Raw genomic sequence first — 294 nt, 5'->3', positions numbered from 1 at the left:
TGGCGCTGCTCGGCGGCGTCGGCCCTGATCGTGATCTTCGGCATCACGCGTCCGTTGGGTAGCCTCGTCGGCGTGCTCCAGCGCATGGCTCGCGGCGAGGTCGGCGCCGAGATCCGGGAGGGCGCTCGCGGCGACGAGATCGGTGCCGTCGGCAAGGCGGTCGAGGGCATCAAGGCGATGGTCGCCCGCAAGCCCGCCGAGGAGGCCGAGGTCAAGCGCCGCGCCGACGAGGCCGCCGCCGCCGAGCGCAAGCGCACCATGGTCGAGCTCGCCGACGGCTTCGAGCGCGCGGTC

Annotated in this window: 1 protein-coding gene; it reads left to right on the top strand. The window is 74.1% G+C overall.

Translation table 11 applies throughout. From position 1 onward, the window contains the following. The coding region (locus tag ACLBYB_RS33275) for a HAMP domain-containing protein (RefSeq protein WP_447701438.1) at positions 1–294 on the top strand (294 nt) is incomplete at both ends.

The organism is Methylobacterium sp. D54C, from assembly GCF_053345595.1.
This window is presented reverse-complemented; position numbering and strand designations above follow the sequence as displayed.